The 23,552-nt window shown below is 68.4% G+C and carries 23 protein-coding genes; 12 read left to right on the forward strand and 11 right to left on the reverse strand.

The window, feature by feature from the left end:
- The first annotated feature begins 248 nt into the window (after positions 1–248).
- Positions 249–1,010 carry a DUF72 domain-containing protein gene (locus tag AC1RM6_RS12935; RefSeq protein WP_493101787.1) on the forward strand — a complete coding sequence of 254 codons (762 nt, stop codon included), beginning with the start codon at positions 249–251 and terminating at the stop codon, positions 1,008–1,010.
- Here AC1RM6_RS12935 and AC1RM6_RS12940 read toward each other — a convergent pair.
- A complete protein-coding gene (locus tag AC1RM6_RS12940; protein ID WP_493101789.1) occupies positions 1,007–2,011 on the reverse strand; it encodes a LacI family DNA-binding transcriptional regulator in 1,005 nt (334 codons plus the stop codon). The genes AC1RM6_RS12935 and AC1RM6_RS12940 overlap by 4 nt on opposite strands.
- Before the next feature lie 100 nt (positions 2,012–2,111).
- Here AC1RM6_RS12940 and AC1RM6_RS12945 point away from each other — a divergent pair, with 100 nt between their 5' ends.
- From AC1RM6_RS12945 to AC1RM6_RS12960, 4 genes are read left to right on the forward strand one after another with little or no spacing between them, the layout of a single operon-like run.
- Positions 2,112–3,116, forward strand: coding sequence for an amidohydrolase family protein (locus tag AC1RM6_RS12945; RefSeq protein ID WP_493101791.1), 1,005 nt, complete (start codon positions 2,112–2,114; stop codon positions 3,114–3,116).
- A 1-nt stretch (position 3,117) separates the two neighbouring features.
- Positions 3,118–3,942 carry an SDR family NAD(P)-dependent oxidoreductase gene (locus AC1RM6_RS12950; protein WP_493101793.1) on the forward strand — a complete coding sequence of 275 codons (825 nt, stop codon included), beginning with the start codon at positions 3,118–3,120 and terminating at the stop codon, positions 3,940–3,942.
- Between the two features lie 25 nt (positions 3,943–3,967).
- Complete coding sequence (locus AC1RM6_RS12955; RefSeq protein WP_493101795.1) at positions 3,968–4,960, forward strand: NAD(P)H-dependent flavin oxidoreductase; 993 nt, start codon at positions 3,968–3,970, stop codon at positions 4,958–4,960.
- Positions 4,957–5,700 carry an enoyl-CoA hydratase/isomerase family protein gene (locus AC1RM6_RS12960; protein WP_493101797.1) on the forward strand — a complete coding sequence of 248 codons (744 nt, stop codon included), beginning with the start codon at positions 4,957–4,959 and terminating at the stop codon, positions 5,698–5,700. The genes AC1RM6_RS12955 and AC1RM6_RS12960 overlap by 4 nt, the downstream gene beginning before the upstream one ends.
- Here the strand turns inward: AC1RM6_RS12960 and AC1RM6_RS12965 are convergent.
- A complete protein-coding gene (locus AC1RM6_RS12965) occupies positions 5,697–6,911 on the reverse strand; it encodes a TetR/AcrR family transcriptional regulator (protein ID WP_493101799.1) in 1,215 nt (404 codons plus the stop codon). The genes AC1RM6_RS12960 and AC1RM6_RS12965 overlap by 4 nt on opposite strands.
- A gap of 175 nt (positions 6,912–7,086) precedes the next feature.
- On the opposite strand from AC1RM6_RS12965, the gene AC1RM6_RS12970 reads away from it, so the two are divergent.
- Together AC1RM6_RS12970 and AC1RM6_RS12975 are read left to right on the forward strand one after the other, a co-directional pair.
- The gene (locus AC1RM6_RS12970; RefSeq protein WP_493101801.1) at positions 7,087–9,399 is read left to right on the forward strand and encodes a TonB-dependent receptor; all 2,313 of its coding nucleotides are present in this window, start codon (positions 7,087–7,089) and stop codon (positions 9,397–9,399) included.
- A gap of 20 nt (positions 9,400–9,419) precedes the next feature.
- Positions 9,420–10,295 (forward strand): tyrosine-protein phosphatase, encoded by an 876-nt coding sequence (locus AC1RM6_RS12975; protein WP_493101803.1) that lies wholly within the window; start codon positions 9,420–9,422, stop codon positions 10,293–10,295.
- 46 nt (positions 10,296–10,341) lie between these two features.
- Here AC1RM6_RS12975 and AC1RM6_RS12980 read toward each other — a convergent pair whose 3' ends face one another.
- From AC1RM6_RS12980 to AC1RM6_RS12990, 3 genes are all read right to left on the reverse strand, one after another.
- Positions 10,342–11,307 (reverse strand): alpha/beta hydrolase, encoded by a 966-nt coding sequence (locus tag AC1RM6_RS12980; protein WP_493101805.1) that lies wholly within the window; start codon positions 11,305–11,307, stop codon positions 10,342–10,344.
- A 323-nt stretch (positions 11,308–11,630) separates the two neighbouring features.
- Entirely contained in the window at positions 11,631–12,245 is a 615-nt protein-coding gene (locus AC1RM6_RS12985; RefSeq protein WP_493101809.1) for a carboxymuconolactone decarboxylase family protein, read from the reverse strand.
- 94 nt (positions 12,246–12,339) lie between these two features.
- Positions 12,340–13,599, reverse strand: coding sequence for a DUF763 domain-containing protein (locus tag AC1RM6_RS12990; RefSeq protein WP_493101811.1), 1,260 nt, complete (start codon positions 13,597–13,599; stop codon positions 12,340–12,342).
- A 141-nt stretch (positions 13,600–13,740) separates the two neighbouring features.
- Here AC1RM6_RS12990 and AC1RM6_RS12995 point away from each other — a divergent pair, with 141 nt between their 5' ends.
- Positions 13,741–14,385 carry a glutathione S-transferase family protein gene (locus AC1RM6_RS12995; protein ID WP_493101813.1) on the forward strand — a complete coding sequence of 215 codons (645 nt, stop codon included), beginning with the start codon at positions 13,741–13,743 and terminating at the stop codon, positions 14,383–14,385.
- A gap of 106 nt (positions 14,386–14,491) precedes the next feature.
- Here the strand turns inward: AC1RM6_RS12995 and AC1RM6_RS13000 are convergent, their stop codons facing one another.
- A complete protein-coding gene (locus AC1RM6_RS13000; RefSeq protein ID WP_493101815.1) occupies positions 14,492–14,911 on the reverse strand; it encodes a hypothetical protein in 420 nt (139 codons plus the stop codon).
- Positions 14,912–14,983: 72 nt separating this feature from the next.
- Positions 14,984–15,319, reverse strand: coding sequence for a GIY-YIG nuclease family protein (locus AC1RM6_RS13005; protein ID WP_493101816.1), 336 nt, complete (start codon positions 15,317–15,319; stop codon positions 14,984–14,986).
- Between the two features lie 122 nt (positions 15,320–15,441).
- On the opposite strand from AC1RM6_RS13005, the gene AC1RM6_RS13010 reads away from it, so the two are divergent.
- From AC1RM6_RS13010 to AC1RM6_RS13020, 3 genes are all read left to right on the forward strand, one after another.
- Positions 15,442–16,068 (forward strand): DUF2239 family protein, encoded by a 627-nt coding sequence (locus AC1RM6_RS13010; RefSeq protein WP_493101818.1) that lies wholly within the window; start codon positions 15,442–15,444, stop codon positions 16,066–16,068.
- Positions 16,065–16,505: an ester cyclase gene (locus AC1RM6_RS13015; protein WP_493101819.1), complete on the forward strand. Its 441-nt coding sequence runs from the start codon at positions 16,065–16,067 to the stop codon at positions 16,503–16,505. The genes AC1RM6_RS13010 and AC1RM6_RS13015 overlap by 4 nt, the downstream gene beginning before the upstream one ends.
- Positions 16,506–16,625: 120 nt before the next feature.
- Positions 16,626–17,714, forward strand: a complete 1,089-nt coding sequence (locus AC1RM6_RS13020) for an extracellular catalytic domain type 1 short-chain-length polyhydroxyalkanoate depolymerase (protein WP_493101821.1) — start codon at positions 16,626–16,628, stop codon at positions 17,712–17,714.
- A gap of 47 nt (positions 17,715–17,761) precedes the next feature.
- Here the strand turns inward: AC1RM6_RS13020 and AC1RM6_RS13025 are convergent, their stop codons facing one another.
- Together AC1RM6_RS13025 and AC1RM6_RS13030 are read right to left on the reverse strand one after the other, a co-directional pair.
- Positions 17,762–18,385 carry a hypothetical protein gene (locus AC1RM6_RS13025; RefSeq protein ID WP_493101823.1) on the reverse strand — a complete coding sequence of 208 codons (624 nt, stop codon included), beginning with the start codon at positions 18,383–18,385 and terminating at the stop codon, positions 17,762–17,764.
- Positions 18,386–18,409: 24 nt separating this feature from the next.
- Positions 18,410–18,736: a hypothetical protein gene (locus AC1RM6_RS13030; protein ID WP_493101825.1), complete on the reverse strand. Its 327-nt coding sequence runs from the start codon at positions 18,734–18,736 to the stop codon at positions 18,410–18,412.
- 255 nt (positions 18,737–18,991) lie between these two features.
- Between AC1RM6_RS13030 and AC1RM6_RS13035 the strand changes: the two genes are divergently transcribed.
- On the forward strand, positions 18,992–19,681 hold the full coding sequence (locus AC1RM6_RS13035) for an alpha/beta fold hydrolase (protein ID WP_493101827.1): 690 nt from the start codon (positions 18,992–18,994) through the stop codon (positions 19,679–19,681).
- 257 nt (positions 19,682–19,938) lie between these two features.
- Here AC1RM6_RS13035 and AC1RM6_RS13040 read toward each other — a convergent pair whose 3' ends face one another.
- Positions 19,939–22,215 carry an NADP-dependent malic enzyme gene (locus AC1RM6_RS13040; protein ID WP_493102283.1) on the reverse strand — a complete coding sequence of 759 codons (2,277 nt, stop codon included), beginning with the start codon at positions 22,213–22,215 and terminating at the stop codon, positions 19,939–19,941.
- A gap of 14 nt (positions 22,216–22,229) precedes the next feature.
- Positions 22,230–23,546 carry a dicarboxylate/amino acid:cation symporter gene (locus tag AC1RM6_RS13045; protein WP_493101828.1) on the reverse strand — a complete coding sequence of 439 codons (1,317 nt, stop codon included), beginning with the start codon at positions 23,544–23,546 and terminating at the stop codon, positions 22,230–22,232.
- Between the last annotated feature and the right edge of the window lie 6 nt (positions 23,547–23,552).

Consider the following 23,552-nt stretch of genomic DNA (forward strand, 5'->3'; position numbering starts at 1 on the left):
GCTCACTGCGCCGCGAGGAAGAAAAGCAGAAGAAGACCCTCATCAGCGAGCCGGTACGGGATGCCCCCGGCATCCCGTAGGTTATGCCGGGGGCATGACCGGCCGTCTCGCTCTTCTCCCGTGAAGAACGGGAGAAGGCTCAGAAGAGGTTATGTTCGCGCCTGGAAATGCCCGGCAATCCGGAACAGGATGCGCCATACCGGGTTGACGGGGGCGGGCGCGTGGTGCCCGATCGTGAGGATTCCCCGATGTCCAGCGACCCGCCGGCTTCCGGCCCCGGACCGCTCGCTTATGTCGGCACCGCCGGCTGGGGCATTCCGGGCGCGGCGCGGGCGCATTTCCCGCTGGGGGCGACCGGGCTCGAACGCTATGCGGCGGTGCTGAACGCGGTCGAGATCAACAGCAGCTTCTATCGGCCGCATAAACCGGCAACCTATGCACGCTGGGCGGCGAGCGTGCCCGACGGCTTTCGCTTTGCGGTCAAGATGCCGCGGACGATCACCCACCACAAAAGGCTGGTCGATTGCGGGGCGGAGATCGCGCGGTTCGCAGGCGAGGTCGCGGCGCTCGGCGACCGGCTCGGGCCGCTGCTCGTCCAGCTTCCGCCGAGCCTCGCGTTCGACGAGGCGATCGTCGGCGGTTTCTTCGCCGCGCTCGCCGACCGCTTCGCCGGCGATGTTGTCTGCGAACCGCGCCATGCATCCTGGTTTTCGGCGCCGGTCGACGACTTCCTGGCCGGGCGCCATGTCGCGCGGGTGGCCGCCGATCCCGCGATCATGATCGAGGCGGCGCGGCCAGGCGGGTGGCCCGGCATCGTCTATCACCGCCTCCACGGCAGCCCGCGCACCTACTGGTCCAATTATGAGCCCGAGGCGCTGGCGACGCTGGCCGAAACGATCGATCGCGCGCGTGCAGCCGGCGCGCGATGCTGGACGATCTTCGACAATACCGCGGGCGGAGCGGCGACGCCGAACGCGCTCGATTTCGCCGCGATGGCCGGTGTCCCCTAACGCCGCGTGCTGCGCCGTGCGGTGAGTTCGCCTTCGCAGACATGATGGCCGAGCGCCGGATAGGCTTCGGGGTGGAGGATGATCTCGACGACCTTGTCGATCATCGCGCCGATCGGTTGCGAATAGCTGGTGAGGCTCCACCCGTCCCACGCCGATTCCTCGATATCGTCGAAGCCGGCAATGCCGATCTCGCGCCCGATCTCGAGCCCATATTCGTGGCGGGCGACATCGATCGCGGCGAACGCCATGAAGTCGGTGACGCAGAAGATCGCGTCGGGCCTGCGGGGATTCGCCAGGATCGCCCGCGTCGCCGCGATCGCTGCGGGCCGGTCATAGGGGCCGAAAATGCGCAAAGGCGCCGGCAGCCCCGCCGACAGGATCCGGCGGTTGAAGCCGGCCTCGCGCTCGCGGCTGCTCGACGCCGCCTCGGGGCCGCCGATGAAGGCGAGGTCGCGATAGCCCTGGGCGATGAGATGGTCGGCGATCCGTGCGCCGCCGATCTCGTTGGCGCCGGTCACGCTGGCCGCGCCCTCCGGGTCGTTCGGGCGGCGGTTGAAATAGATCAGCGGGATCGCCTCCTGCCGGCACTGCGCGGTCAGCTCGGGCGAGATGTTCGCCGACATCAGCAGCAGCGCATCGACCCGAAAGGCGAGCAATTCCTCGACCTGGATATCGGCATTGTCGTCGGGCCGCGCGGTGAACACCAGGATATGCTGGTTGGCGGCCGCCAGCCGGGTCGACAGTGCGTCGAGCGCGTCGGGGAAGAAGGGGTTGCGCGAATGGCCGATCACCACCCCGACGATCCCCGACCGACCGGTGATCAGCGAGCGTGCGAGCAGGTTGGGACGGTAGCCGAGCTGCTTGGCCGCCGCCGCCACCTTCGCCCGGGTCGCCGCCGAGATGCTCGCGCCGGGGGTGAAGGCGCGCGACACCGCCGCCTGCGACACCCCGGCCACCCGCGCGACGTCATGGGCAGAGGGCAGGGGCTTGCGCTGGGACATCGATGATCCGTTCGGTCGATCGGCCGGGATCGGCTTGCGGTCGGTTGTTGCATAGCTATACATTCCCGGCAATGCGCATGAGCGCGGCGGGGAGGATCGGATGACGGGCGACGAGCAGGCGATCGATCCGCTGCGGCCGATCATCGATCCGCATCTCCATCTCTGGGATATCCTGCCCGCACCGGGTTCTCCGCAGGCGCCGCAGACCTTCCTGCTGCCCGAGGCGACCGCGACGATCGCGCGCAGCGGCCATGCGATCACCCATACGCTGTTCGTTGAATGCCACCAGATGTACCGTGCCGATGGTCCGCCCGAACGGCGCTCGCTCGGCGAAACCGCGTTCGCGGGCGGGATCGCGGCGATGAGCGCGAGCGGCGGCTATGGCCCCGTCCGGATCGCGCACCGCGTCGTCGGCCATGTCGACCTGCGGCTGGGCGATGCGGTGGCGCCGCTGCTCGAAGCGCACCGCGCGGTCGCCGGCGAACGCTTCCGCGGTATCCGCATGGCCACCGCCTTCAGCCCGGCCGGGCTGTTCGGCTTTCCCTGCGATCCCGGGCTGCGCGACATCCTCGCCGATCCGCGCTTGCGCGCGGGCGCGGGGCGGCTGGCGGCGATGGACCTCAGCCTCGACATCTGGTGTCTCCACCGTCAGCTCGGCGCGGTCGCGGCGCTCGCCGACGCGGTGCCCGCGCTGGCGATCGTCGTCGATCATTGCGGCACCCCCGATCTGCGTTCCGGCGACCATGCCGCGATACTTCGCGACTGGGCGGCGGCGATCGCCGATCTCGCGCGCCGGCCCAATGTCCGGATCAAGCTGGGCGGGCTCGGCATGGACCTGTCGCAGCCGATCGCCGATGCGACCGGCACGGCCGGGTCGGCCGAACTCGCCGCCGCGTGGCGGCCGGTCGTCGAGCGCTGCATCGACGCCTTCTCGCCGGCGCGCTGCATGTTCGAGAGCAACTACCCGCCCGATCGTGCCGCCGGCGGCTATGGCGCGATCTGGAACGCGTTCAAGATCATCGCCGCGGGCCATTCGGCTGCGGACAGCGACCGGCTGTTCCGTGGCACCGCGGCCGAAACCTATCTCATCGATCTGGGGGAATAGGATGGATCTGCAGCTCGACGGCAAATGCGCGCTGGTGACCGGCAGCAGTTCGGGGATCGGCCGCGGCATCGCGTTGGCGCTGGCCGCCGAGGGGGCGACGCTGGTCGTCCATGGCCGCGACGCGGCGCGGGCGCAGGCCACCGTCGATGCGATCGTCGCGGCGGGCGGCACCGCGTTCGTCGCGCTCGGCGATCTCGCCACCGATCAAGGCGCGGCGGCGGTGGTCGCGGCGGTGGCGGCGCGGGCCGCCGCGATCGACATCCTCGTCAACAATATCGGCGGCACCGAGTCGACCGGACCGGGCCCGCTGCTCGGCTGGTTCGACGTGAAGCCCGAACATTGGGCGGGCGCGATGGAGCAGAATCTGATCGCGGCGGTGCGGATGATCCACGCCTTCGTGCCGGCGATGCGCGATCGCGGCTGGGGGCGGGTGATCAACATCGCCAGCGCCGGCGGCACCGCGCCGCCGGCCTCGGTCCCCGAATATTGCGCGGCCAAGGCCGGGCTGATCAACATGACGGTCGGGCTGTCGCGCGAGCTGGCCCGCTCGGGCGTCACCGTCAACACGGTCAGCCCGGGCTGCACCCGCACCGAGATGTTCGAACGCACCCTCGCGACGATGGCGGCGGCGCAGGGCTGGCCCGACGATATCGACGCCCGCGAGGCGAGGTTCATGGACCTCGGCATCTTCCCCTGCGCGTCCGAACGCTATGGCCGGCCCGAGGATGTCGGCGCGCTGGTGGCGTTCCTCGCCAGCCCGCGCGCCGCCTTCGTCAACGGTGCCAATTACCGGATCGATGGCGGCCAGGTGCAGGCGGTGAATTGAGCGATATGATCGAAGGAGGATGCCGATGAGCCTGCCGCAGGATCTGCGCGATGCCCTGACAGTGCCGGTGATGGCGGCGCCGATGTTCCTGTGCAGCGGGGTCGACCTCGCGATCGCCTGCTGTGCGGCGGGGATCGTCGGATCGCTGACCCGCAACCATTGCCGCGACCTCGCCGAGCTCGAGGAGCAGCTCAGGGCGGTGCGCGCCGTGCTGGCGCCGATCGCCGATGCCGATCCGCAACGCGTGATCGGGCCGCTCGCGGTCAATATCTCGCCGACCTTCGGCCAGGATCTGTTCCGCGAGCATCTCGCGGTCTGCCGCCGATATGGGGTGCGGATCATCGTCACCTCGGTCGGCGACCCGACCGTCAACGCGCCGCTGGTCCAGGAGGCGGGGATGCTCCATTTCCACGACGCGACGACGATCCGCTTCGCCGAGAAGGCGGTCAAGGCCGGGGTCGACGGCATCGTCGCGATCGGCGCGGGCGGCGGCGGCCATGCCGGGACGATCAGCCATCTCGCCTTCGTGCCGCAGGTCCGGGCGATGTTCGACGGCATCGTGGTGATGGCGGGGGCGATTTCGACCGGGGCGGCGGTGCGCGCCGCCGAGATGCTCGGCGCCGACCTCGCTTATGTCGGCACCCGCTTCATTGCCACCCGCGAGGCGGCGGCGCCCGATGCCTATAAGGCGATGCTGGTCGATGGCGGGGTGACCGACGTGATCTACACGCGCGGGGTCAACGGCCTGCCGGCAAGCTGGCTCAAGGCGTCGCTGCGCGAAAGCGGCCTCGATCCCGACAATCTGGTGCTGCCCGAAGGCCGCTCGACCGACCATCTGCCCGCGGGCAGGACGCCGTGGCGCGACATCTGGAGCGGCGGGCAGGGGGTCGGCCTGATCGACGACATCCCCAGCGTCGCCGATCTCGTCCACCGAATCCAGGCCGACTATGTCGCGGCCTGCGCGGTGCCCGACATGGCCGAGGCGGCCCGCGCCGCGCTGCGCAGGAACCGGGCATGACCGCCGATCCGGTCGTCCGCGCCGATGCCGCCGGCATCTGCACGCTGACCCTCAACCGCCCCGACAAACTCAACGCGCTCGACACGGCGGCGTTCGAACGGCTCGACGCGCATCTTGCCGCGATCGAGGGCGAGGCCGATGCGATCGGCTGCGTGGTGTTGCGAGGCGCCGGGCGCGCCTTCTGCGCGGGCGCGGACCTCGGCGCGATCGGCAAGGCGCCGGTCGACCCGCGGTTCAAGCCCGGGGTGATTGCGCGGCTCGGCCGGCTGCCCCAGCCGGTGATCGCGGCGGTCCACGGGGTCTGCTACACCGGCGCGCTCGAACTGGCGCTCGCCTGCGACTTCATCCTCGCCGATGGCACCGCGCGCTTCGCCGACACCCATGGCAAATGGGGGCTGGTGTCGGCCTGGGGCATGACCCAGCGGCTGCCGCGCCGGATCGGCGTCGCGCCGGCGAAGCGGATGATGATGACGGGTCGCGTCGTCGAGGCGGCCGAGGCCCATGTCCTCGGCCTCGTCGACCTGCTGGCCGCGCCCGGCGCGCTCGACGCGCTGGTCGCTGGCCTCGCCGCCGACATCCTCGCCCAGAGCCGGCACAGCAACCGCGCGATCAAGCGGATGATGCGCGAAACCGACGGCCTGTCGCTCGCCGAGGCGCTCGCTTATGAGCGCGACCATTATCCCGGCAACGCCCCCGACCACCAGGCGCGGATCGAAGGGTTCCGCAAAGCGAAATCCTAACCGCCCCCGATCGCCCCGATCAGCAGCCCGACCGTCCGCCGCGCATCGGCTTCGCTGTCTTCGGGGGGCTTGCCGATCAGCGCACGCCGCTGCCCCGACAGGAAGCCCGAATAGAGCGCGGCGTCGAGCGGCGAGATCGGGCGGTTGTCGCCGAGCATCGCCTGCAGCGCCGCTCGGCTGCTGCGGCCGCGCAGATAGCGCAACTGCGGCGCGAAGGCGCGCAGATCGGGGTCGCGCGCGACCGCAAGCAGCAGTTCGTCCATTGCCAGCAGGAGCGGGGCGGCGATCTGGACGTCGCCCATGCCGGCCAGCGCGGCCTCGCGGCTGACCGAAGGCGGGCCGCTTTCGGCGCCGGGGACGATCCGGCGATAGATCGTCTCGAAGGCGGCACGCGCGAGATCGGCGCTGGTGCGGAAATTATAGGAGACGACGCCGAGCGTGACCCCGGCGCGGGCCGCGACCGCGCGGTGGGTGAGCCCGGCGACGCCGCCATGTTCGAGCGCGTCGGCAGCGGCGGCGGCGATCGCCGCGGTGCCGCCGCGAACCGGCAGGTCGGGCGTCGTCCGGCCGGCTTCCTCGCGGGCGAAGCGGCGCCAGGGGCCTTCCTCGGCGAGCGCGCCCGACAGCCAGCGCCCCCAGCCGCGGCAAAGCTCGTCGAGCGCGCCGCGATCGACCGGCCGGCGCCAGCGCATCATATGCAACACGCTCTCGCCATCGAAGATATGCGCGGTGGCCGTTGCGAAATCGCCCAGGCCGCAGCGCCCGCACAGCTCGGTCCAGAAGCCCGACCACAGCGCGTGCCAGCTTTCGAGCGCGGGCAGGAAATGCGGATCGCGTGCGGCGAGCATATGGCATTCGCGCCACGCGAAGGCGAGCCGGCGCTCGCCCTGCGACCAGTCGTCGATCATCGTCGCGAGCAAAGGCGCCAGCGCGTCGGCCGACAGCGCATCGGCGCCGGCGAGCGCATCGATCCATTGCGCGCACCAGCGCTCGGCCTGGTCGCGGGCGGCGGCCTGCGCGGATAGAAACAACTGTTCCAATCCACCGAAGTGATGATAGATGCTCGACACCGGCAGGCCGGCCATCTGGGCAAGGTTGCGCGCCGACAGCGCGGCGTGGCCCTGGGTCTCCCATAGGTCGAGCACGGCCGCGGCCAGCCGCTCGCGCGAGGATGGCTGCGAAAATTCCCGCAATTTTCCGCGCTCCGCCATGGTCTCTCCCGTTCGCCTCCGCCCCTGTGTCGGGCTGTTTCCGTTTCCAGGCTTAGCCAATTTCGGGCGGCTGCACAGTAGGGAATGGCTGACTTAAAAGCTAGATACAAGTGTCACAGAGTCGAAATACAACCGTTCTACTCCGCGCCCTGACACACACCAAAAAGGGTCCACCATGACGATGATTTTCGCGCGGCGCATGCGCCGCCATGCCCTTGCGGGCAGCCTTGCCTGCGCCTGTTTCCCATCGGCCGCGGTGTATGCCCAGGCGATCGCCGTGCCGGCGGCGGCAGCGTCAGTGGCGCCTGCCGAAGAGGCGGGCGACGCATCGGGCGGCCTCACCGAGATCGTCGTCACCGCGCAGAAGCGCGAGACCAGCCTGCAGCGCACCCCGATCGCGATGTCGGTGGTCGGCGCCGAGGATCTCGCCAACCGCCATGTCGTCTCGCTCGAATCGCTCGGCGACGGATCGATCCCGTCGCTCAAGGTCGCGCCCTTCTTCTCGCGCAGCTCGGCGCTCAGCATCGGCATCCGCGGCATCGGCACGCTCGGCGATTCGAACCAGCCGAGCCGCGACCAGGGTGTCGGCGTCTATGTCGACGGCGTCTATCAGGGACGCGCGCAGGGGCTGGGTTCGGCGCTCTACGATGTCGAGCGGATCGAGGTGCTCAAGGGGCCGCAGGGCTCGCTGTTCGGCCGCAACACCGAAGGCGGCGCGATCAGCATCGTCACTAAGAAGCCGAGCGGCGAATTCCATCTCGATGCGACCGCCGGGATCGGCAATTATGGCGAGCGCCAGGGCACGGTCCATCTCGACCTGCCGAGCGTCGCCAATATCAGCGTCAAGCTCGACGGGCTGATCCGCAAGCGCGACGGCACCGTCGACAATCCGCTCGCCGGCGCACGGGATTTCCACGCCTATGACAAGAAGGGGTTCCACGCCGCGGCGCTGTGGAAGCCGTCGGAGGATTTCAGCGCGCTCTACGCGTTCGACACCTCGCGCGACGACACCACCCCTTATTATGTCCAGCTGCTGACCAAGGGCGCGCTGCCGCTCGCGCCGCTGATCACGCTCCAGCCCGATCGCGCCACCACCGCCAATATCGGCGTGCCGCAGGCGTGGAACGAAGGGCGCACCCATGGCCATATGCTGACCCTCGACTGGCATGCGTCGCCGGCGATCGAGGCGAAATCGATCAGCGCCTATCGCAAGCTCAGCCAGACCCAGCTCGACAATGGCTCGACCAACATCTCGGTGTTCCAGCCCAACGCCAATTTCAGCCGCTACAGCCTCGCGAACGTCTGGCAGGAGCAATATAGCGAGGAGCTGCAGCTGATCGGCACGCTGCCGCAGCTGACCTTCGTCGCCGGGGCCTTCTATTATCATGAGAAGGTCAACGACGACGCCTGGTCGCCGAACACCGCCAAATGGAATGCCGACGGCACCGCCTATACGATCCTGCCGTCGCCGGTCGGCCAGACCCCGTTCCCCGACCGCGCCAGCCGCGCCGAGACCGACAGCGTCGGCGTCTTCGGCCAGGCGACCTTCACCCCGGCGGCGCTGAACGACATCGCCCATCTGACCGTCGGCGGGCGCTATACCCACGACAAGAAGACCGGCTCGCTCGACAAGGTCAACGGCGCGGTGCCGGTGGTCAACGGGGTGACCGCGATCATCCCGCTCGATGCGCGCTGGAACCGGTTCGATCCGACGGTCAACCTGTCGGTCGACGTCACCCGCGACGTCCATGTCTATGGAAAATGGAGCACCGGCTACAAGGCGGGCGGCGCCAATTCGCGCTCGCTCACCTATCGCACCTTCGATCCCGAGACGGTCTCGACCTTCGAGATCGGCGCCAAGACCGAGCTGCTCGACCATCATGTCCGGCTCAACCTCGCCGCCTATACGTCGCGCTACAAGGATGTGCAGATCGATTTCAACGCGGTGATCCCGGGCAGCAACCGCGGCACGATCGAGACCACCAACGCGAAGGGATCGGGCCGCATCAAGGGGATCGAGGCCGACCTGACGGTGAGCCCGGTGCGCGGGCTCAGCCTGACCGGCAGCTATGCCTATACCGACGTCCGCCTGCCCGAGGCGCCCAATCCGTTCGTCACCGGCAATCCGCTGGTCGCGGTCTATCCGGTGTTCACCCCCGACCATGCCGCCAGCGGCGCGATCGACTATCAGCTTCCGGTCGGCGCGACCAAGCTGATGTTCCATATCGACGCCAATTACGCCGCCGCGCAGCACGCGATGGTCAACGATCCGACCAAGGCCGACAGCTCGTTCCTCGTCAACGGCCGGGTCGCGCTCGGCGACATCCGGATGATGGATACGGGGGCGACGCTCCAGCTCTCGGTCTGGGCGCGCAACCTGTTCGACCAATCCTATGCCTTCGTGAAGAGCTTCAACAGCTCGCTCGGTACCTACGGCATCTTCAACGAGCCGCGGACCTATGGCGTCGAAGCCAATCTGAAGTTCTGATCCTTTCCCGGAGTATCCTCATGTTCCATCGTCCCTTGCTGGGCGCTTTCGCCGCGCTCGCCTTGCTCGCCCCGTCGATGTCGACGGGGGCGGCGCAGCCCCCGCGCCAGCCCGCGGTCGCTTCGACGCACCAGCGGCTGCTGCCGCTCGAAGGCGGGCGCAATTTCCGCGATCTCGGCGGCTATCGCGCCGCCGACGGCCGCAGCGTCAAATGGGGGCTGCTGTTCCGCTCGGGCTCGATGCACGGGCTGACCGCCGCCGACCATGCGACGCTCGGCCGGATCGGCATCCGGGTGGTCTGCGACTTTCGCGACGTGCACGAGCGCGCCGCCGAACCGGTCGCCTGGCCCGCGGGTTCGGCGCCCGCGGTGCTCGCCGAGGATTATGACATGATGCGGGTCGGGCTGATGCCGAAGGGCGACATGGCGCACTGGACCCCGGAGCAGGCGCGCCAGGCGCTCGCCGCCAGCTATCCGCAGATGCTGACCAGCTTCGCCGGCCAATATCGGCGGATGTTCGCCGAACTGCTCGCCGGCCATGCCCCGCTCGCCTTCAACTGCTCGGCGGGCAAGGACCGCACCGGGGTGGCGGCGGCGCTGCTGCTTACCGCGCTTGGGGTGCCACGGGCGACGGTGATCGACGATTATCTGCTCACCAACCGCTATCTCGATCCGCAGGGGCTGCTCGCCAAACAGGCCAAGGCGACCGCCGGCCAGCCCTGGACCAAATTGCCGGCCCCGGTGATGCAGGCGTTCATGGCCGCCGACCGCAGCTATATCGAAGCGGCGCTCGACGCGGTCGATGCCCATTCCGGCGGTGCCGCCGGCTTCTTCCGCGACGAGATGAAGCTTTCACCCGCCGACATCGCCCGGCTGCGCGACCTCTATCTCGAGTGACGGTGGGGCGCGGTCCGGTCGATCGTGGCCGGCCCGCGCCGAAGCTTCATTCCAGCCGCCTGCGGATGAACGCGGCGATCTCCGACTGGAGTTCGACATCCTCGGGCGACGATCCGCCGAGACCGCCATGCGGCATCGCCTCGAACACATGGAGTTCGGCGTCGATCCCGGCACGGCGCAGCGCGCGGTGCATCATCACCGTCGGCGACAGCAGCAGGTCGCGGGTGCCGGTCACCAGGATCGTCGGCGGAAAGCCCCTGGCGAAATCGCCGAACAGCGGCGAGACATAAGGATCGCGCGGGTCATGGTCGCCGCGATAGAGCCGCATCGTCTCGGGCTGGTCGGCGCGCAGCACCACGTCGATCACCGCGTTGGTCGCGAAGCTGTCGCCCGAGGCGGTGAGGTCGACCCCGGCGGTGTGGAGCGAGCAGGCGCCCGGCAGCGGCAACCCCTCGTCGCGGGCGCGCAGGATCGTTGCTGCGACCAGATTGGCGCCCGCCGACGAGCCTTCGAGCGCGATCCGCGCCGGATCGTAGCGATCGAGCAGGAAGCGATAGGCTTCGACGCAGTCGTCGAGCCCGGCCGGGAAGGGGTGGTCGGGCGGCATCCGATAGTCGACCGAGAAGGATTTGAGCCGCGCCCGGCCGGCGATCGGCAAGGCGGTATAGGCCGCCGACCGTCCGCCACCGACGATGAAGGCGCCGCCATGGATGTGGAGGATCGCCTTGTCGCCGTCTGTGTCCGCGACGCCTTCGGGGGTGATCTCGTAGAGGGGGGCCGCCGACAGGCGATGGTCGGCGATCGTCGCCGGAAAGGCCGAAGCACGGGCTTCGGCGCTCTTGAGAATATGCCCTTCGATCGCGCCGATATAAGCGCGCCAGGCGTCCTTGTTCTTGTGATCGATCTCGGGTGGCATGATCGGCAGGCCGCGCGCGAGGAAGGCCTGCGCCTGCGGGCTCACCGATGTCGGCACCGGGACGATGCGCGCGGGTACCGCCAATCCTTCGGACATGTCCGACCTCCTCCCTTCTGTTTCGGCCGGCTGTGTGCGGCTCTTGCAGGGATGGCTAACATGCGTTGCATAGCTATGCAACGATGGGTGGTGGTGGGAAGATGGGAAAGGGGGGCGCCATCCTTATCCGTCGCCCCGCACTCGTTGCGGGGTCCATGGCTATAACCGCATAGACCGCCGCCGACGATCGAACGCAGCATGGCCGGCGCGCCCTTTTTCCGGCCGTCGCGTTCGACGCGCCAGCCATGGACCCCGCAACGAGTGCGGGGCGACAGTAAATTTGGGGCGGGCTGACTCTTTTTCCCGAGCGCCGCCGCCCCGCCTCAGGTCAGCGTGCCGCCGTGCGAGCGTGGCGCGCTGTCCTGGCCGGCGCCGGCCTCGAGTTCGATGCCGGTCGCGTTGAACACCAGCGACAACAGCGAATAGGTGCCGATCACGAACATCAGCTCGAGCAGCTGCTTCTGGTCGAGATGGCGCGCGAGCCCGGCCCAGGTCGCGTCGTCGACGGCATGGGTGGTGAGCATCTGGTCGACCGCGGCCAGCGCGAAGCCTTCGAGCTCGTCGAAGCGGTCGCCATAGTCGCCGGCGCGGATCGCTTCGATCTCGGCGTCGACCATGCCGACCCGCTTGGCGAGCATGACATGCTGCACCCACTCATATTCGGAACGGTGGATCGCCGCGACCCGCAGGATCGCGATCTCGCGCAGCCGCGCGGAGATCAGCGGGTGGGTCAGCAGCTGCTTGTTGTAGGTCAGCCAGGCGCGCGCGAGATCGGGATGGCGGGCGAGCATCATGATGACGTTCGACTTCGATCCGTTCTGGCGGCCATTCTCGCCCTCGTAGATCGCGTAGACGTCGCGGACCTCGTCGGTCCATTCCTCGCGCGGCAACGCCGGAATACGGATCGGCGTCTGGATCATGTCGTCGGGGCTGCTCACGCTCGCTCTCTCCTGCAGGGGCCTCGGTCGAGGCATTGCGGGGATCGGCCGGGCTGTCCACCGCGCCGCCATAATATCGGCGGGGCGGATGTTCTCAGGCGTCGCGCGCGACCGATCCCGCTCCGGCCGGCGGCTCCCAGCCGAACACCGATCGTCCGCCATAGAGATGCGACTGCCGCCGTTCCTCGTCGAGATAGGCTTCGAACGAGATGCCGGTGGCGGTCGCCTCGAGCGCGCGCGCCTGGCTGTCGAGGCGGCGGATCGCGTCGAGCTTCTCGTCCTGGCCGAGGCTCGCCGATGCCACCGCGGCCTTGAGCACGCCGATCGTCCGGTCGTAGACCCGGGTCGGCACCGGAAAGGGATGGCGGTCCTTGCCGCCATGGGCGAGCGCGAAGCGGGCGGGGTCGGAGAAGCGGCAGGGCGCGCCATGGATCACCTCGGCGACCATCGCCAGCGACCGCACGGTGCGCGCGCCGATCCCCGGCACCATCAGCAGCTCGGGAAAATCCCTCGGCCCGGCATCGGCGGCGGCGGCGAGCGCGCCGTGGAGCCGGCGGATCACGACATCCTGCGCGCGGACATCATGATGATCGGGCAACGCCAGATGCGGGAGCATCGGTTCGGCCGGGGCGGCGGGCGCGTCGCCGGCGCGCAGCTTCGCCATTTCGCGAGCGATGCCGTCGGGGCCGATGTCCGCCAGCAGGTCGAGCTGGGCGGCGCGCGAGGCGGCGGCGCGGCGATCGGCGAGGTTGACGATCTCGCCGGTGCTGCGGCCCTCGATCGCGGCATGCGGCGCATCGACGAAGCTGGTCAGCCCCTCGGACAGCCAGTGATAGCGGCGGGCGCGGCGGCTCTCCTCGTTCATGCCCTGCTGGATCACCGTCCAGGCGCCGTCGTCGGCGACGACGAAGCCGTGGAGATAGAGATCGAACCCGTCCTGGAGCGCGGCACTGTCGACCTTGGCGACCAGCTTGCTCGCCTGCGCCAGCGCGGCGCCGTCGAGGCCGGTGCGGTCGCCGACGATCAGCAGTTCGTCGGGGGTGCGCCGCGAATGCCGGCCGCGCCCGCCGCAGACATGGAGGCCGAGTTCGCCGCGCAACGGTTCGAGCCCATGTTTGAGCGCGCCGATCACGCTGGTGGTGATCCCCGACGAATGCCAGTCCATCCCCATCACCGCCCCGAACGACTGGAACCAGAAGGGATGGGCGAGCCGGCGCAGAAACTCGTCGCGGCCATAATGGTGGACGATCGCCTGCGCGATCACCGCGCCGAGCCGGCTCATCCGCTGCCCCAGCCAGGCGGGCACGCGGCCGCCATGAAGCGGAAGATCGGCACTGCCGGCGCGGCGGGACATCGGAACTCCTGTCGGAACGAACGGGGAACATCTAGCAGTATGTCCGGGCCATCGGAAGCGAAAGCACGGTCTGTCGGAACCCGTGACGTCGGGGCCGGTTGATCATAGGATCGAGGGCGGCGGGGAATGGGAGCGGCGGATATGGGCGAGCTGATCATCTGGACCTATGACTGGGTGCCCGAAGGCCCGCGTGGTCTCGTGCGCGATCTGCGGCTGCGCTGGGCGTGCGAGGAGGCGGGGCTGGCCTATACGGTGCGCAGCGTCGCCTTCGACGGCCGCGAGACCAACCATCTGGCGCGCCAGCCCTTCGGCCAGATCCCCTTCCTCGACGATGGCGCGCTGCAGACCTTCGAGAGCGGGGCCGGGCTGTTCCATCTCGCTCGCAAGAGCGAAAGGCTGATGCCGCGCGATCCGGCGGGCGAGGCCGAGACCCTGCAATGGATGATCGCCGCGCTCAATTCGATCGAGATGGTGACCGTTCCATGGTGGTTCCTCGAAATCTCCGGCGAGAAGGACAATCGCCTCGCCGGCTGGTTGGGCAGCCGCCTCGACCAGCTCGAAGGGGTGTTGCGCGAACGAGAATGGCTGGCGGCGGACCGCTTCACCGCCGGGGACCTGCTGATGGCCGATGTCCTGCGCGTCCCCAAGGTTCGCGCCTGGGGCGATCGCCCCGCGACCGAGGCCTATGTCGCCCGGATGACCGCGCGCCCCGCTTTCGCCAAGGCGCACGCCGATCAGCTCGCGCATTTCGCCGCCGCCGATGCGCAGCGATCGGCCGACGGGTAATTCCCTAGAGTATGTCCTGATCGGATTGATCAGGACATACTCTAGATTGTCTTTGTTTTCCGCATTTTCCGAGCCGTCAGGTGATTCCACCTGACTTGAAAACGCTCTAGAAGGGCATATCCTCGACGAAGCCGACCAGTTCGCCGAACGAGACCGGATCGAAGCCGATGCCGTCGGGCTGCTCGCCGAGCGCATGGCGCGCGGCGGCCTCGATCGCGGCGTCGGCATCGGACAGGCTCTCGGGGTCATGCGCCGCGGTCCAACGATCGAGCGCGGCGATGCGGACGGCGAGCGCCTCGACGACCCTCTCTCGGTCGGTGGGCGGGCAGGCGCTCATCCAGGCCATGAGCGCGACGCGACGGGCGCCGGCGCTGTTACGGGCATAGGAGGGCAGACCCCACAGCGCGCCGATCCCGCCGGCGATCTGATCGGCGTCGATCCGGACGGCGTTGAGACGGGCGAGCGCGCGGACCCCATGATCGGGGCATGAAGAAGAGCGATCATGGTCCTCGAAGGGGGCGATCATGCGGGTGATCCGGGGCTGTGGAATGGACCGGGAGTGTATCGAACAAAGAGGGAACATTCAACCGTCGAAGGATCAGATCCGGCTCGCCTTGAGCGTCTCGATCCAGTGCGCGAGCCGGTCCTTGAGCAGCCGCTCGCGGACATGGGCGATGTCCTCCTGGTCGATCGCTTCGACGATCTCGAAGCTGAAATCATCGGCGCCATGCGCATTCCACGCCGCCTGCAGCGCGCGATTGGTCGCGCTGCCATGGCGCAGGGTGAACCAGAGCCGGTTCTGGATCGTCGCCAGGTCGGGCGCCCGGCCGACCCAGATCTCGCCCGAGGGCCGGCAGCGAACCGCATAGATGCCGGCGGCGGTCTTGCGCTCCTTATAGGCCTCTATCGCGGCCTTGCGGTCGTCGCCCTTCATCGCGGCATCCTCCTGTCGAATCGGCAGGCTGCCGACGGTAGCGGCGCAGATAATATTATCCGGGTATATTGACGAGAGATTTTTATACCCGGATATATTGTTCCTCCCAGCGAGGTATGCCGATGTCGAATATCCTGTCGAAACCGTGCACCGCCTTCGCCGGCCATAGGCGGATCGCGAGCGGGCCGCTGATCGACGTCGCGCTGGCGGTGAAGGCGTTCGAAACCGCACAGCCGGGCGAGCCGGTGCTGACCTTCGACGACCGTTCGGGTGCGGTGATCGATCTCGATCTGCGCGGGAGCACCGCCGAGATCGTCACCCGCCTCACCACCCTCGCCGAGCAGGCGGCACTGGCGGCGCGGACGCCGAAGCGGCCGGCTATCGACGCGCCGGCGCGCGGGCGCGGCCGGCCGAAGCTCGGGGTGGTCGCCCGCGAGGTCACCTTGCTGCCGCGCCATTGGGAATGGCTCGCGGCCCAGCCCGGCGGCGCCTCGCAGGTGCTGCGGCGTCTGGTCGACGAGGCGCGCCGCGCCGATGGCGGGGAGAGCCGGACCAAGGCCGCGCGCGAGATCGTCTATCGCTTTCTCGCGGCGCTCGCCGGGGACTTGCCCGGGTTCGAGGAGGCGAGCCGCGCGCTGTTTGCGGGCGACGCCACCGCCTTTGCCGAGCGCATGGCGGCATGGCCCCCCGACATCCGCGCCTATGCGCTCGAACTGCTCGCCGATCATGGCATCGAGGACGGAATATGACGAACGATCACCCCCGCAAGCAATTGCTCGCGGACTTCATCCGACGGGTCTGGGACGAGGGCGATGCCGCGGCCGCCGGCGATTATCTTGGCGCCAGCTATACGATCCATCATGATCCGGGCGATCCCTGGGACGGGATGACCCTCGATCTGGCCGGTTTCCAGGATCGGCTGATCCGGTCGCGGGCGGCCTTTCCCGACCAGCGTTTCGACATTCAGGGCCTGTTTGCCGACGGCGACGCGGTGGTGATGGCGTGGCTGTGGGCGGCGACCCATAGCGGCGATCTTCCGGGCTTTCCGGCGTCGGGTCGGACGATCCTGATGTCGGGGGCGACGGTCTACCGGTTCGACGGCGACGACCGCATCACCGGCCATTGGCAGATCACCGACCGGCTCGGCGTCTATCAGCAGCTTCAGCGGAACAGTGTCGCCGATTGATCGAGATCAAGCGATCGGTCCCTTGTTCGGTATCACAAAGTCCCTATCTATGTTGCAGTGCAGCAACGTCCGACTCAGGCCGTGCGTCCGCCGCCGGACGTCGCCGCATGGGAGACTGGTTTGCGTAATCTTTCGGACACGATGGCGCGCCTCGGCGCGCTCGCCCATCTGCCGTCGGCCGGTCCGGCTTCCGGCGCGGGGGCGCGGCTGATGCCGCTGCGCGATTTCGGCAGCAACCCCGGCAATCTGCTCGGCTGGACCCATATTCCCGCCGATCTCGCGTCGGGCGCGGCGCTGGTGGTGGTCCTGCACGGCTGTACCCAGAATGCCGCCGGCTATGACCGCGGCGCCGGCTGGTCGGACCTTGCCGATCGCCATGGTTTCGCGGTGCTGCTGCCCGAACAGCAGCGCGCGAACAATGCCAATGGCTGCTTCAACTGGTTCACCCCGGGCGACATCGTGCGCGACGGCGGCGAGGCGCTGTCGATCCGGCAGATGATCGCGGCGCTGGTCGCGGCGCAGGCGATCGATCCGGCGCGGATCTTCGTCACCGGCCTGTCGGCGGGCGGGGCGATGACGTCGACGATGCTCGCGACCTACCCCGAGCTGTTCGCCGGCGGCGCGATCATCGCCGGCCTGCCTCATGGCACCGCGCGGACGATGCCCGAGGCGTTCGACCGGATGCGCGGCCATGGCGGCGCGCGCGGCGCCGATCTTGCCGCGCTGGTGCGCGGCGCCTCGGGCCATCATGGCCCCTGGCCGACGATTTCGGTCTGGCACGGCACCGCGGACAACACCGTCGTCCCGGCCAATGCCGACCTGATCGTCGATCAATGGCGCACCCTCCACGGCGTCGCGCGGCCCGACCATGTCGAACGGGTCGATGGCCATGTGCGCAAGCAGTGGCACGACGCGGCGGGGCGAACGGTGATCGAGCAATATCTGATCGACGGGCTCGGCCATGGCACCCCGCTGGCGACCCGTGGCGATACGCCGTGCGGGATCGCGGGGCCGCATATGCTCGAGGCGGGGATCTCGTCGACCCGGCATATCGCGCAAGGCTGGGGGCTGATCGGGGCGGAGAGGCCGGTGGCGTCGGCACCGCCCGAAACCCCACCGCCGCCCGTGGCGCGGCGGCCGCTCGTCGGCGCGATCGATCCGGGCAAGGTCATCAACGACGCGTTGCGCGCGGCCGGCCTGCTGCGCTGACCGAATAGGCATGGGCCCGCATCCCTCGAGGATGCGGGCCCGAACTTTTAGATGACGCTGGTGTCGACCCGGCCGCGCAGGCCGCGTTCGCGCGCTACCTCATGGACATCATAGGCCGGGGCATCGCCGTCGAAGCGGGTCCAGCCGCCTTCGGCATAGACCTGGCCGCGCGCCTCGGGATCGACCACGCCCTTGCGGTCGAGCACCGCCTCAGCCTCGGCGGCGAGATTGCCGGCGACATAGGCGGTGACCAGCGTCCCGCCGCGGCGCACGCCCTCGGCATAGACATGCGCGTGATGCTCGCTGACGCCCTTCGACTGCAGCGCGCCGATCAGCCCGCCGGTGGCGCCGCCCGCGACCGCACCGACGCCCGCGCCGAGCGCGGTGGTGGCGAGCCAGCCCGCTGCGACCACCGGGCCGACGCCGGGAATGGCGAGCATGCCGAGTCCGGCGAGCAGGCCGCCGACCCCGCCGATCGCGGCGCCGATCCCGGCGCCCGCGCCGGCATCCTCTGCGGCCTTGCTGCGATCGTCGTCATGTTCGCCATGGGCGGCGTCGACATTGTTGGCGATGATGCTGATGTCGCTGTGCGGCACGCCGATCCGTTCGAGTTCGAGCACGGCGACTTCGGCATCGGTATAGTCGTCATAGAGGCGGGTGAGGGTGGTCATGGTCGTTCTCCTGTCCGGAAAGGCTTATTTGCTGCTGACGTCGCCCTTGTAGTCGAGCGCGACATGGAGCTTGCGGCCGCCCTTGGTCGCGGTGCCCTGCCACAGCCCGGCATCGTCCTTCTTCAGCGCCGAGACATTGGCGTAGCCGGCCTTGGCGATGCGCTCGCGCGCCTGGCCCTCGGTGAAGCTGTTGGCACCGCTTGCCGGGTGCGCGGTCTTGTGGACGTCGGGATGTTTGACCGCCTCGTTGGCTGGGGCTTGGTGATCGGCCTTCGGCGCCATCGTCTGGGCCGATGCGATCGTCGCGAGGAACAGGCCGGCGCCGAGCGCGGCCGTCAGTTTGATAGGCATCATCTTCTCCTGCTCTTGTCGCCGCTCAACGAGCGATCGCGGCCGGGGAGCCGATCTTTCTCAAATAAAAATAGATGGTTGGCGACGGAACCAACCCGATATGGCGGGCCATCGGCGGCCTGCATCGGTTGCGACGATTTACATCGTTTAACTGCGCGGGCGCCCGGTTCGATCCGATAATCGCGCCTGCGCCGGGCGCGCCGCGACAGGGCGGCCGGCTCCGGAACGCGCGGCAATCATGGAAAGGATGGCATCATGGCAATCGATACGGTCGTTCTCGTGCATGGCGCATTTGCGGACGGGTCATGCTGGGCGAAGGTCATCCCTTTGCTCGCCAAATGCGGGCTCAAGGTGGTCGCGGTCCAGAATCCGCTCAGCGCGCTCGCCGACGACGTCGCGGCGGCGCACCGCGTCGTCGACATGCAGGATGGCCCGGTGCTGATGGTCGGCCATAGCTGGGGCGGGGCGGTGATCACCGAGGCCGGCAACCATCCGCAGGTCAAGGGGCTCGTCTATATCGCCGCCGGCGCGCCCGACAGCGGCCAGTCCTTCGCCGACTGGTGGAAGGATTATCCGCCGGCGCCCGGCGCGGCCGAGATCAAGCCCTATGGCGAAGGCTATGTCGCGCTGACCCCTGCCGGCGTCCACCGGCATTTCGTCCAGGATATCCCGACGGACGAGGCCGATATCGTGCTCGCGACCCAGGGGCCGCTGGCGGTGCGCTGCTTCGGTGACCGTATTGGCGAGGCGGCGTGGCGGTCGAAGCCGACATGGTACATCGTCGCGGCGCAGGACCAGACGATCCCGCCGGCGGTCGAGCGCGACTCCGCGAGCCGGATGGGGGCGAAGACGCTTGTCCTCGAAAGCTCGCACGTGCCGATGCTGTCCCAGCCCGAAGCCGTGGCCGATTTCATCGCCGGCGCGGCGGCGTCGCTGGAGGGTTAGAGCATTTTCAAGTCAGGTGGAATCACCCGACGGCTCGGAAAATGCGGAAAACAAAGATAATTTGGAGCATGTCCTGATCAATCTGATCAGGACATGCTCCAGGACCAGGGCTCGGTGAGCCTGACTCGCCGAGCCCTGATGTCAGCCGGTGCGGCGTTTGAGCAGATCGATCGAGGATGCGTCGGCATCTTCGAGATCGCATATGAGCAGCGCTTTCGAGCATCATCAACGAACGACCGGCGGGCCGGCGGATCCGATCAGGGCAATCGCTGAAGCCGGCCGGATGCGGCGGCAATCGCCGTGAGGTTGACGATGCCACGGGAGGTCGTCGTGGGGACGAGAATATGGATCGGCTGATCGAAGCCGAGCATGATCGGCCCGACGACGAGCCCCCCGCTCGAAGCGGCAAGGGCACCGAGCGTGATGTTGGCCGCATCGAGGTTCGGCATGACCAGAAGATTTGCGCTGCCCTCGAGCGGCGAGTCGGCGACGAGCCGCGCCCGCTGCGCCGACGAAAGCGCGCTGTCGGCGTGCATCTCGCCATCCACCGCGAATTCGACGCCACGCTCGCGCAACAGGCCGAGCGCGGCGCGCATCTTGCGCGCGCTGGCGCTGTCGGAGGCGCCGAAATTGGAATGGGACAGCAGCGCCGCCTTTGGTTCTATGCCGAAAGCCCGCATCGCCGCCGCCGCCAGGACCGTCATGTCGGCGACCTGGGCCGCGGTCGGGTCCGGGATCATGTGGGTATCGGTGATGAAGAGCGTGCCGGCATCGAGGATCAGGCCCGACATGGCATAGATGCGCTCGCGTCCGACGGCGCGGGGAATGATCGGTATGATCAGCTTCGTCTGGCTCCACCATTCCGCGTTGCCGCCGACAAGCGCCGCTTCGACATGACCCATGTGCAACAGCATCGCGGCGGTAACCGAAGGACGCCGATAGATCGCCCTTTCCGCCTCCGCGACGGTGACGCCGCGTCTGGCGACCAGTGCGCGATAGGGCTCGACCAGGCCGGCGAGCAGCGGCCCGCCCGCCATCGGATCGACGATCTCGACATCGCGATCGAGCTGATAGCGAAGGCCCAGCGCGGCGATGCGTTGCTCGGCGATCGCGCGGCGTGCGACGATCACCGGCCTGGCCAGGCCTTCGTCGAGGACCGTCTGGATAGCCCGCAGCACGCGTTCGTCCTCGCCCTCGCCATAGGCGATACGGGGGCGTTTGCTGGCGGCCGCAGCGAAGATCGGCAGCATCAATTGACTCGACCGCCAGCTTCGCTGCGAAAGCGCGCGCTTATAGGCGGCGATGTCGGCGATCGGCCGTCGGGCGACGCCGCTCGCCGATGCCGCCGCCGCCACCGCCGGCGCGATCTCGATGATCAGGCGCGGGTCGAACGGCGTCGGGATCACATAATCGGGTCCGAAGCGCGGCAGCGAACCGCCATAGGCGGCGGCAACGGCCTCGTCGGCGGGCAGGCGGGCAAGGGCCGCGATCGCCTCCGCCGCGGCGACCTTCATCGGCTCGTTGATCTCGGTGGCACCGGCATCGAGCGCGCCCCGGAAAATGAATGGGAAACACAGGACATTGTTGATCTGGTTCGGGAAATCGGAGCGGCCGGTGGCAATGATCGCGTCGGGCCGCCGCGCGCGCACCAGATCCGGGCGGATCTCGGGCTCGGGATTGGCCAGTGCGAAGATCACCGGCCGTTCCGCCATCAGCGGGAGCCATTCGGCCTTGAGCACGGCAGGGGCGGAAAGCCCGAGGAAGAGATCGGCGCCGGGAAGGACCTCGGGCAGGGTGCGTGCATCGGTTCGGCGCGCATAGCGCGCCATATTGGGGGGCATCGACGGGCGACCGGCATGGACGACGCCGTCCTTGTCGGTGAGCGTGACATGATCGATCGGCAGCCCCATCGATACCAGCAGGTCGACGCAGGCAAGCGCCGCGGCGCCGGCGCCCGACGTCACCAGCCGAACCTCGGCGAGCAGCTTGCCCTGCAGATGGAGCGCATTGACGATGCCGGCGGCCACCACGATCGCGGTGCCATGCTGGTCGTCGTGGAAAACCGGGATGTTCATCCGCTCGCGCAGGCGGCGTTCGATCTCGAAACATTCGGGCGCGCGAATATCCTCGAGGTTGATGCCGCCGAATGTCGGCTCCAGCAGCGCAACCGCCTCGACGAACGTGTCGGTGTCGGTGGTGTCGAGTTCGAGGTCGAACACGTCGATATCGGCGAATTTCTTGAAGAGCACCGCCTTGCCCTCCATGACCGGCTTCGAGGCCAGCGCGCCGATCGCCCCGAGGCCAAGCACGGCGGTGCCGTTCGAGATCACCGCGACGAGATTGCCCCGCGCCGTATAGTCGAGCGCGCGATCGGGATCCGCGGCGATCGCCTCGCACGGCGCCGCCACTCCCGGCGAATAGGCCAGCGCCAGGTCGCGCTGGGTCGCCATGCGCTTGGTCGCCTCGATCGCGAGCTTTCCCGGGCGGGGCAGGCGATGATAGTCCAGCGCGGCGTCGCGATAATCGTCTTCCAGCTTCATGATGGACCCTAAAGCTCTGCCTCGTCCCTGGGACGGCCGGTGAGGGCGATGTCGAGCGCGTGATGATCGAGCGCGCCTTCCCATCGCGATACGACCACGGTCGCCACCGCGTTGCCGATGAAGTTGGTGAGGCTTCGGCATTCGCTCATGAAGCGATCGACGCCGAGGATCAGCGCCATCCCCGCCACCGGCACCGACGGCACGATCGAGAGCGTTGCGGCCAGCGTGATGAAGCCGGCGCCGGTCACGCCCGCGGCCCCCTTCGACGACAGCATGGCCACCGCCAGCAGTAGCAATTGCTGCCCGATGCTCAGATCGACGTCGCATGCCTGGGCGATGAAAAGCGCCGCCAGCGTCATGTAGATATTGGTACCGTCGAGGTTGAAGCTGTAGCCGGTCGGCACGACGAGGCCGACGATCGGCTTTGGGCAGCCGGCCTGTTCCATCTTCGACATCAACGCCGGCAGCGCGCTTTCGGACGACGAGGTGCCGAGCACGAGCAGCAGTTCGGCCTTGAGATAGGCGATCAGCTTCAGGATCGAAAAACCGCATGCCTTGCCGACCATCCCCAGCACGACGAGCACGAACAGCAACGAGGTCAGATAGAAGGTCATGACGAGGCCCGCGAGATTGGCGAGCGTGCCGACGCCGTATTTTCCCACGGTAAAGGCCATCGCGCCGAACGCGCCGACCGGAGCCGCCTTCATCAGGATCGCGACGATCCGGAAGATCGCCGCCGAAAGATCGCCGAGCAGCGCCACGGTCCGTTCGCCCCGTTCGCCGATGAGCGCCAGCGCGATGCCCAGCAACACCGCCACGAACAATGTCTGCAGGATATTGCCTTCGACGATTCCCGACAGGAAGCTGTCGGGAATGATGCCGAGCAGGAAGCCGGTCAGCGTCGCCTCATGCGCCTTCGAAGCATAGTCGCTCACCTTCGCGGCATCGAGCGTGGCCGGATCGATATGGAGGCCGGCACCGGGACGGATGAGGTTGGCCACGATCAGCCCGAGGATCAGGGCGACGGTCGAAAAGGTCAGGAAATAGGCGAAGGCCTTGCCTGCGATGCGACCCACCGTCCCCAGATCGCGCATTCCGGCGATGCCCGTGACGATGGAGAGGAAGATCACCGGCGCGATGATCATCTTGACCAGCTTGATGAAGGCATCGCCGAGCGGCTTCATGGCCGCGCCGGTTTCGGGCGCGAAATGGCCGATCACTACGCCGGCGAGGATCGCGGCGAGCACCTGGAGATAGAGATGCGCGTACCAGGGGCGCGCCGTGGCGGCCCCATCCGACGGATGCGCGATAATGATGTCGGTCATGGTCGT

The sequence above is a fragment of the Rhizorhabdus sp. GW822-FHT03C02 genome (assembly GCF_058801765.1).